Below are 8,963 nucleotides of genomic sequence, written 5' to 3' on the forward strand. Positions count from 1 at the left end.
AACATGCCTGATTTCCTTCCTTTGCGTCGAGTTTATACACGACCTCTTGGAAGGCGAAATTTCAGGGGAAGCTCACTTGTTCTCTCACGCGCGCCACCCTGTGCATGATCTGCATCGCCTTCTGCAAAGGCGACATGGCGCGCCATCGGTGCCACATGCCGCACCGAAATCGCCCCGAACACAACTGGCCACTATGCGAAAATCGAACCCTCCACCCTTTTCAATCGACCCAACGGGGTTCGCATGACCACGCACATCACGATCGAATTCACTGAGCACGCCACCGAAGCCATCGATGAGCAGACCAGCACCAGCTTTTCCTATGACCAGGGCGCCCATGTGCCGCAACCCGGCGATTTCGTCGAACTCGAGAATTCGCGACAGACGTTTCTCGTAATCGGTCGCGTGTTTTCGCTGAAGGCCAACTACAGCGCCGTCAAGCTCGTGCTCGACCTGCCTCCGCACGACGACGAACAGGGATTCCCGGCACTGTGAGTAACGTCGGCGTTGCCACGGCAATCGCGAGCGTGCGGACCGCCTTGCGCGAAAACGCTCCCGCAACGGGAGCGTAAGCACGCCCCCGCCGTAACTGAACGCGTGCCGTCAGGCACAACATGTCCCGCTTGTATTTCGCTGCTGATTGGAATTCGATCGACCGGACGACGGTCATGCCCGCCGCACGCCAGGGCACGGGCATTCGGTGCCGACGATCAAGAACGATCGTCGGCGACATCTCGCGGCAATGGCCTGCCAACCATCGTCATGCCCGAGCACACGATCGGCCGCATCGCACCGCCGCACGCCGCGGCACCGGCCGTCCGGCGGCCGGCTTGCGGCGCAAGCGTTACTTCTTCTCCGGCTCCGGCGCACCCGGTTGCTTGAACGGGAACGTGTTGAACATCGACTTCGCCTGGTTCTGCATCTGCTCCTGCATCTGCACGAACATGTTCTTCGACTGCTCGATGTAGCTCGTCATCATCCCTTGCATCATCGGCGCCTGCATGTTCATGAACTGCGACCAGACTTCCGGGTTCATCGCGTTGCCTTCGTACAGGTTCTTCGACTGATCGGCAAGCTTGTTCTGGATGTCGATGAACGCCTGGATGTTCTTTTCCAGGTAGGTGCCCATCATGCCCTGCATCGCATGACCGTAGAAACGAATGATCTGCGACAGCATCGACGACGAGAACATCGGCACGCCGCCACTCTCCTCCTCGAGGATGATCTGCAGCAGGATGCTGCGCGTCAGGTCTTCGTTGGATTTCGCATCGACGACCTTGAAGTCCTCTTGTTCCAGCACGAGTTGCTTGACGTCGGTCAGCGTGATGTACGTGCTCGTCTCGGTATCGTAGAGCCGGCGGTTCGGGTACTTCTTGATGAGCCGCTCGGCCGTTTTCTTTGTAGTAGTCATGTAACGCCTTTGAGTGCAGCGTAGCGCAAGTGACAAATCCCCGCCTCCCGAATCCGGGAAGCGGGGGCTTTCGGAAACGCCAGGCTGCGCGGCCAACCGGGCCCGAGCAGCCGGACGTTCAGCCCATGTGCAGGCCGCCGTTCAGCGAGAAGTCGGCGCCCGTCGAGAAACCGGATTCGTTCGACGCGAGCCACGCGACGATCGAACCGATTTCCTCCGGTGCGCCAAGACGACGCACCGGGATCGTCGCGACAATCTTCTCGAGCACGTCCGGACGGATCGCCTTCACCATGTCGGTGCCGATGTAGCCGGGCGAAACGGTGTTGACCGTCACGCCCTTCGTTGCGACTTCCTGCGCGAGCGACATCGTGAAACCATGGATGCCGGCCTTCGCGGTCGAGTAGTTCGTCTGTCCGAATTGCCCCTTCTGGCCGTTCACCGACGAAATGTTGATGATCCGGCCCCAGCCGCGCTCGACCATGCCGTCGATCACCTGCTTCGTCACGTTGAACAGGCTCGTCAGGTTGGTGTCGATCACGGCCGTCCAGTCTTCGTGCGTCATCTTGCGGAACACGACGTCGCGCGTGATGCCCGCGTTGTTGACCAGCACGTCGATCTCGCCGACTTCGGCCTTGACCTTGTCGAACGCTGCCTTGGTCGAATCCCAGTCGCCGACGTTGCCTTCCGACGCGATGAAATCGTAGCCGAGCGCCTTCTGGTCCTCGATCCATTTCACACGGCGCGGCGAGTTCGGGCCGCAACCCGCGACCACCTTGAAGCCGTCTTTCAACAGACGCTGGCAGATGCTGGTGCCGATGCCGCCCATCCCGCCCGTTACGTACGCAATTCGCTGTGACATGAATCTCACTCCATTTTTTGGTTTCGAGAGCCGCCGGAGGCCCCTCTGACTTCACGTGGCGCCGGCCGAAGCCGCAATCGACCGGCGCACGGATTGGTTTGGCGTTGACGGACAGCCGGTTACGGGCGCTCGACCGCGAGTGCGACACCCATCCCGCCGCCGATGCACAGCGACGCCAGCCCGCGCTTCGCATCGCGCTTGACCATCTCGTGCAGCAGCGTCACCAGGATCCGGCAGCCCGATGCGCCGATCGGGTGGCCGATCGCGATCGCCCCGCCGTTCACGTTCACCTTCGACGTGTCCCAGCCCATCTGCTTGTGCACCGCCAGCGCCTGCGCCGCGAAGGCCTCGTTGATTTCCATCAGGTCCAGGTCGCCCGGCGTCCAGCCCGCGCGCTCCAGCGCACGGCGCGAGGCCGGCACCGGACCCATGCCCATCACGCTCGGATCCACGCCAGCGTTCGCGTACGCCTTGATCCGCGCAAGCGGCGTCAGGCCCAGCGCCGCCGCCTTCTGCGCCGACATCACCAGCACCGCCGCCGCACCGTCGTTCAGCCCCGACGCGTTCGCCGCCGTCACCGTGCCTTCCTTCGCGAACGCCGGCTTCAGCCCGGCCAGCGACTCCGCCGTCACGCCGTGACGCACGAACTCGTCGGTCGCGAACTGCAGCGGCTCGCCCTTGCGTTGCGGGATCGACACCGGCACGATCTCGTCGTTGAAGCGGCCGGCCTTCTGCGCGGCTTCCGCCTTGTTCTGCGACAGCGCCGCGAACGCGTCCTGCTCGTCGCGCGTGATCCCGTATTCCTTCGCGACGTTCTCCGCCGTGATGCCCATGTGGTACTGGTTGTACACGTCCCACAGGCCGTCGACGATCATCGTGTCGACCAGCTTCGCGTCACCCATCCGGAACCCGTCGCGCGAGCCCGGCAGCACGTGCGGCGCCGCGCTCATGTTTTCCTGGCCGCCGGCGATCACGATCTCCGCGTCGCCCGCCGCGATCGCGTTCGCCGCCAGCATCACGGCCTTCAGGCCCGAGCCGCACACCTTGTTGATCGTCATGCCCGGCACCGCACTCGGCACGCCCGCCTTGATCAGCGACTGACGCGCCGGGTTCTGCCCCGAGCCTGCCGCCAGCACCTGCCCCATGATCACTTCGCTCACCTGCTCGGGCTTCACGCCCGAGCGCTCCAGCACCGCGCGAATCACCGTCGCGCCAAGTTCCGGTGCCGCGATCTTCGCGAGCGAGCCGCCGAATTTGCCGACCGCGGTCCGCGCGGCCGATACGATCACTACGTCCGTCATTTCCCTTTCCTCCAGGCCCGCACGACACGGCGCATCGCTGCCGGCCCTGTTAAAAAACCTGCGGTGCACCGGACAGCGTGCGCTGCCGTCCGGCTTTCGTCAATCGCGCTGCAACACGTAACGGCCCGGCGCCGGCTCGATCACCGGGAACTGCGCGGAACCGGGCTTGGCAGGCGGCGCCACCTTGCGGCCGCCGTACTGGTCGAGCCACTCGACCCAGGTCGTCCACCAGCTGCCCGGCTGCTCGGTCGCCCCGGCAAGCCAGTCATCCGCGGATTCGGGCAGGTCGCCGTCGTTGACCCAGAAGCTGCGCTTCTTCTTCGCCGGCGGATTGATCACGCCCGCGATGTGACCCGACGCGCCGAGCACGAACTTCAGCGGCCCCGTCAGGATCGACGTCGACGCGTAGGCCGTCTGCCACGGCACGATGTGATCCTCGCGCGACCCGTAGATGAAGGTCGGCACGTCGATGCGCGACAGGTCGACGGATTCGCCGCACACGGTCAGCGCGCCCGGCACGCGGAGCTTGTTCTCGAGATAGGTATTGCGCAGGTACCACGCGTACATCGGACCGGGCAGGCTCGTCGAGTCGCTGTTCCAGTACAGCAGGTCGAACGCCGCGGGCGTGCGGCCCTTCAGGTAGTTGTCGACGACGTAGTTCCACACGAGGTCGTTCGGCCGCAGGAACGAGAACGTGTTCGCGAATTCGACGCCGCGCATCAGCCCCGGCGCCGTACCGTTCTTGCCGCCGATGGCCTGCTCGCGCATCTGCACGTGCGCCTCGTCGACGAACACGTCGAGGATGCCGGTGTCGGTGAAGTCGAGCATCGCGGTCAGCAGCGTCATCGACGCGGCCGGATGTTCGCCGCGCGCGGCAAGCACCGCCAGCGCGGTCGCGAGCATCGTGCCGCCGACGCAGAAGCCGAGCGTGTTGATCTGCTCGCGGCCGCTGACCTGCTGCACCGCGTCGATCGCCGCGAGCAGCCCTTCGTTCATGTAGTCGTCCCACGTCTTGTGCGCGACCGATGCATCGGCGTTGCGCCACGACACGAGGAACACCTGATGGCCGCTCGACAGCGCATGCGCGACGAGCGAATTCTCGGGCTGCAGGTCGAGGATGTAGAACTTGTTGATGCACGGCGGCACGATCAGCAGCGGCCGCTCGAACACCTTGTCCGTCTTCGGCGAGTACTGGATCAGCTGGATCAGGTCGTTCTCGTAGACGACCGCGCCCTCGGTACACCCGAGGTTCTTGCCGACTACGAATTGCGATTCGTCGGTCTGCGAAATCTTGCCGCGCTGCATGTCGCCGAGCAGGTTCATCATCCCTTGCCGCAGGCTTTCGCCCTGCGTCTCGAGGATCGACTTCTGTGCATCGGGGTTGAGCGCGAGGAAGTTGCTCGGCGCGGCGGCGGCCGTCCATTGCTGGACGGAGAAACGAATGCGCTCGCGCGTCTTCGGATCGGTCTCGAGCGCGTCGGCCAGTTCCTGCAGGTAGCGCGCGTTGAGCAGATACCACGCCGCCGCGAATGCATGCGCGGGCGATGCCTTCCACGCATCCGAGTTGAAGCGGCGGTCCTTCAGCTCGGGCGACTCGAGCTTCGCGGCGGCCGCCTGCTGCATCAGCGTCACGCAATCACGTGCATAGTCGGCCTGCAGCTTCTGGAGCCGTTCGGGCGAGATCGCGGCCGCCGGTAGCTTCAGCCCCGCGAACGGCGACGCCAGGCCGCCGAAGCTGCTCAAATCGGGCATCGACGGCATCTGGAACGGAACCGATGTCGGGAACTGGAATGCGGCGAACGGGTTCGCGGTGGTCGCCGCCGTTGCGGCGCGTGCCGGATCGGCGAAACCACGCCAGGCATTCAGCCATGCTTCGAACATCTGCTGCATCGGCTGGACCGCCTGACCGAATCCGGTGCTGCCTGCGGAAGTGCCCGCCTGAGCGGACGTCGACGAATTTTTCGATGCTGTCATTACCTGCCTTACCGGTGATTCGTGAGCGTCAATCGTGAAATCCTGCTCGCGCGCGGCGTGCCGGGTGCGAGCCGGGCCGTCATGCTCTAGAGAGGCGTCTCCAGATTCTGCCGCAGTGCGGTATTTTTATCATTATCGTTTTCCCCATGTGAAGCCCTGCGTCAAACCACGGAACATTTCGGCTCGGAGATAATCCGCGCGCAACAGGCGGGACAAGGCTTCCGGCGAACCATCAAATATTTTGGTTGACTTGGCTTCGGGATTATTCATTCGGTTGTCGATGCAACGCCGCATTGCCGCGTCAATATCGAGATAACCCGATTTTGCAGTGCAACAAACCCCGCGCGCAAGCGCGCGGTCAGTCGTCAATCGGCCAGCCAGATCGCCGCCGCCATGCGGCCGGTCACGCGGTCGCGCCGGTATGAATAGAAGCGCGCTTGCTCGGTGACGGTGCAGGCAGACCCGCCGCTCACGTGCGCAACACCTGCACGCGCGAGGCGCAGGCGCGCGAGCGCATGGAGGTCGGCGAGGAACTTGCCGGGCGCGCCGTCGATCGCGACGAACGCTTGCCGCGTCTCATCATGCTCCGACTGCGCAGCCGTGTCGAGAAACGCGTCGCGCACGTCGGCGCCGACTTCGAACGCCTGCGGGCCGATCGCGGGCCCGAGGTACGCATGGACTTCATCCGGCGCGCCGCCGGCGAGCGCCGCGACGCGGGCCGCGGTCTGTTCAATGATGCCGGCCGCGAGCCCGCGCCAGCCTGCGTGCGCGGCGCCGACCGCCCGGCCCTGCGCGTCGCACAGCAGCACCGGCAGGCAATCCGCGACCATCACGACACAGACCGCGCCCGCGCGGTCCGTCACGCTCGCGTCGGCCTGCACGGGCGCCGCGGCGCCCGGCGCGGCCTCGATCACCTCGTCCGCGCGCACGATCTGTGCGCCATGAACCTGCTCGAGCCAGGCCGCGCGCGACTGGCCGGCCAGCGCGAGCAAGCGCGCGCGATTCGCGGCGACATGGGCAGGATCATCGCCGGTATGCAAGCCGAGATTCATCCCGCCCGGCAACTCGGCACCGTCCTGCCAGCGCCCGTAAGGACCTTCGCTCACACCGCCGTCGCGTGTCGTGATCAGCGCGCGAACGCGCGGCGACACCTGCCAGTCGGGCTGTACGCAGTCCTGCCACGTCAACGGCGCCAGGTTCGTCATCGGCACTCACTCCTCCTCATCGTCCGGATCCGACTCGTCATCGTAATCGTCGTCGTGATCCTGATATTCGCCGGCGAAATCGTCATCGTCGTAGACGCCGTCGTCATCGTCGAATTCCTCGTCGGCCTGCCCGAAACCGAGCGCCGCGATGAGCGCGTTCATGTCGTCCGGCAACGGGCAGCGCCACTGCATCGTCTTGCCCGTAAGCGGATGCACGAGGCCGAGCCGCCAGGCGTGCAGCGCCTGCCGCGCGAACCCGTCCGGCAGCGGCGCGACCGAGCGCTTGCCGCGCGCGCGCCCGTACACCGGATCGCCGAGCAGCGGATGCCCGACATGCGCGCAATGCACGCGGATCTGGTGCGTGCGGCCGGTTTCGAGGTCGCACTGGATCGCGGACACCGGCTGACGTTGCCACAGGCATGTGTCAACCGTACGGAAATGTGTGCGCGCGGGCTTGCCCGACGCACCGGTGACGACGGCCATGCGCGTGCGCTCGCGCGGGTCACGGCCGATCGGTGCGTCGATCGTGCCGTCTTCGGGCATCGTGCCCCACACGAGCGCGAAATAGCGGCGCTTCACCGTGCGCGCCTGCAACTGCCGCACGAGGTCGGTCTGCGCGGCAAGCGTGCGCGCGACCACCATCAGGCCGGACGTTTCCTTGTCGAGCCGGTGCACGATCCCGGCACGCGGCAGGCCGGCCGCGGCGTCGCCGTAGCGATGCAGCAGCCCGTTGAGAATCGTGCCGCTCCAGTTGCCAGCGGCGGGGTGAACGACGACGCCGGCCGGCTTGTTGATGACGAGGAGCGCGTCGTCCTCGTAGATCACGTCGAGCGGCACCGGCTCCGGCGTGAACGCCAGTTGCTCCGGCAGCAGGTCGGGCACGAGCTCGATCCGTGCGCCGAGCGGCACCGGCTGGCGGATCTTCGCCGGCGCGCCGTCGATCAGCACGCGCCGCGCCTCGATCCAGCTCTGCAGGCGGCTGCGGGAGAATTCGGGGAATAGCTGGGCAAGCGCCTTGTCGAGGCGTTCGCCCGCCAGCGACAGCGGCACTTCGACGACGCGCGGCGTCTCATCGGCCGCCACGGACGGCGCGACAGGCGGTTGCATCGTGCCTGCGGCCAGGCCGTCATCGGGAGAATCCCCCGATGCGGCGTCGGCGGGCCGATTGCTTGGGCTATAATCTTCGCGATTTGACTTGCCCCGCGGGGCATTCTGCGAACTTGAACGGGTCATTTAGACTGGGTCACCGAGACTTGAAGCTAGGACATGCGAGCATGATGAATTCGACCAAACGTACGGCCAAAACCGTCGCCGCCCGAGCTGCGGCGGTAGCGGCCGCGGCCCTCATCGCCGGCTGCCACGGCTTACCGCAGAAGCAGGACGAGACGGCTACCTGGTCGAACAACAAATTATACTCAGAGGCCCAGGATGCACTGTCCGGCGGCGACTGGGGCAAGTGCGCGAAATATTTCGAATCGCTGCAAGGCCGCGATCCGTTCGGTCATTTCGCGCAACAGGCGCAGATCAACGTCGCGTACTGCAACTGGAAGGACAACGAAGCGGCAGCCGCCGACCAGGCCGTCGACCGCTTCATCCAGCTGCACCCGGATCACCCGGATATCCCGTACGCGTACTACCTGAAGGGGATGATCCACTTCAACGACGATCTCGGCCTGTTCGGCCGCTTCTCCGGCCAGGACATGAGCGAGCGCGATCCGCAGGCACTGCGCGAATCGTACGACGCGTTCAAGGTCGTCGTCGACCGCTACCCGAAGAGCAAGTATGCGCCCGACGCCGCGGCGCGGATGCGCTACATCGTCAACGCGCTCGCGTCGCACGAAGTCCACGCGGCCGACTACTACTATCGGCGCGGCGCCTACGTCGCGGCAATCAACCGCGCGCAGCTTGCGATCAAGGACTACAAGGGGGCGCCGGCGATCGAGGACGCGCTGCACATCATGATCCTGTCGTACGGCAAGCTGAACCAGCCGCAACTCGCGGAAGACACGAAGCGCGTGCTCGCGGGCACCTTCCCGGACAGCCCGTACATCACCGGCCACTCGCGCCCCGGCACGAAGAAGTCGTGGTGGCAGTTCTGAGCGACGCCCGCCGCACAAAAAAACCCGGCCATCGAGCCGTAATGCCGTTCAGTTAAGGAACTTTGATGTGCCGAACGGCGTAACGCTTGGGGCGAGCTTTGACCACACGGGGGC

General features: G+C 65.3%; 9 protein-coding genes. 2 read left to right on the plus strand and 7 right to left on the minus strand.

Going from position 1 to position 8,963, the window contains the following annotated elements:
• Positions 1-243 precede the first annotated feature (243 nt).
• Positions 244-495: a hypothetical protein gene (locus SB786_RS34985; RefSeq protein WP_006759979.1), complete on the plus strand. Its 252-nt coding sequence runs from the start codon at positions 244-246 to the stop codon at positions 493-495.
• A 349-nt stretch (positions 496-844) separates the two neighbouring features.
• Here SB786_RS34985 and phaR read toward each other — a convergent pair whose 3' ends face one another.
• From phaR to SB786_RS35020, 7 genes are all read right to left on the minus strand, one after another.
• On the minus strand, positions 845-1,411 hold the full coding sequence (gene phaR / locus SB786_RS34990) for a polyhydroxyalkanoate synthesis repressor PhaR (protein WP_006754349.1): 567 nt from the start codon (positions 1,409-1,411) through the stop codon (positions 845-847).
• Positions 1,412-1,529: 118 nt separating this feature from the next.
• Positions 1,530-2,270, minus strand: coding sequence for a 3-ketoacyl-ACP reductase (locus SB786_RS34995; protein ID WP_006759981.1), 741 nt, complete (start codon positions 2,268-2,270; stop codon positions 1,530-1,532).
• Between the two features lie 119 nt (positions 2,271-2,389).
• Positions 2,390-3,571 carry an acetyl-CoA C-acetyltransferase gene (locus SB786_RS35000; RefSeq protein WP_410731398.1) on the minus strand — a complete coding sequence of 394 codons (1,182 nt, stop codon included), beginning with the start codon at positions 3,569-3,571 and terminating at the stop codon, positions 2,390-2,392.
• 99 nt (positions 3,572-3,670) lie between these two features.
• Positions 3,671-5,545 (minus strand): class I poly(R)-hydroxyalkanoic acid synthase, encoded by a 1,875-nt coding sequence (gene phaC / locus SB786_RS35005; protein WP_410731399.1) that lies wholly within the window; start codon positions 5,543-5,545, stop codon positions 3,671-3,673.
• 132 nt (positions 5,546-5,677) lie between these two features.
• Positions 5,678-5,815, minus strand: a complete 138-nt coding sequence (locus SB786_RS35010; protein WP_410731401.1) for a hypothetical protein — start codon at positions 5,813-5,815, stop codon at positions 5,678-5,680.
• A gap of 95 nt (positions 5,816-5,910) precedes the next feature.
• Positions 5,911-6,750: a peptidoglycan editing factor PgeF gene (gene pgeF / locus SB786_RS35015; RefSeq protein WP_410731402.1), complete on the minus strand. Its 840-nt coding sequence runs from the start codon at positions 6,748-6,750 to the stop codon at positions 5,911-5,913.
• Positions 6,751-6,756: 6 nt separating this feature from the next.
• Entirely contained in the window at positions 6,757-7,983 is a 1,227-nt protein-coding gene (locus SB786_RS35020) for an RluA family pseudouridine synthase (RefSeq protein ID WP_410731403.1), read from the minus strand.
• 41 nt (positions 7,984-8,024) lie between these two features.
• Here SB786_RS35020 and SB786_RS35025 point away from each other — a divergent pair, with 41 nt between their 5' ends.
• Positions 8,025-8,849: an outer membrane protein assembly factor BamD gene (locus SB786_RS35025; protein WP_006755093.1), complete on the plus strand. Its 825-nt coding sequence runs from the start codon at positions 8,025-8,027 to the stop codon at positions 8,847-8,849.
• The last annotated feature ends 114 nt before the right edge of the window (positions 8,850-8,963 follow it).

The organism is Burkholderia sp. SIMBA_062 (assembly GCF_046534765.1).
Taxonomy (GTDB): domain Bacteria; phylum Pseudomonadota; class Gammaproteobacteria; order Burkholderiales; family Burkholderiaceae; genus Burkholderia; species Burkholderia ambifaria.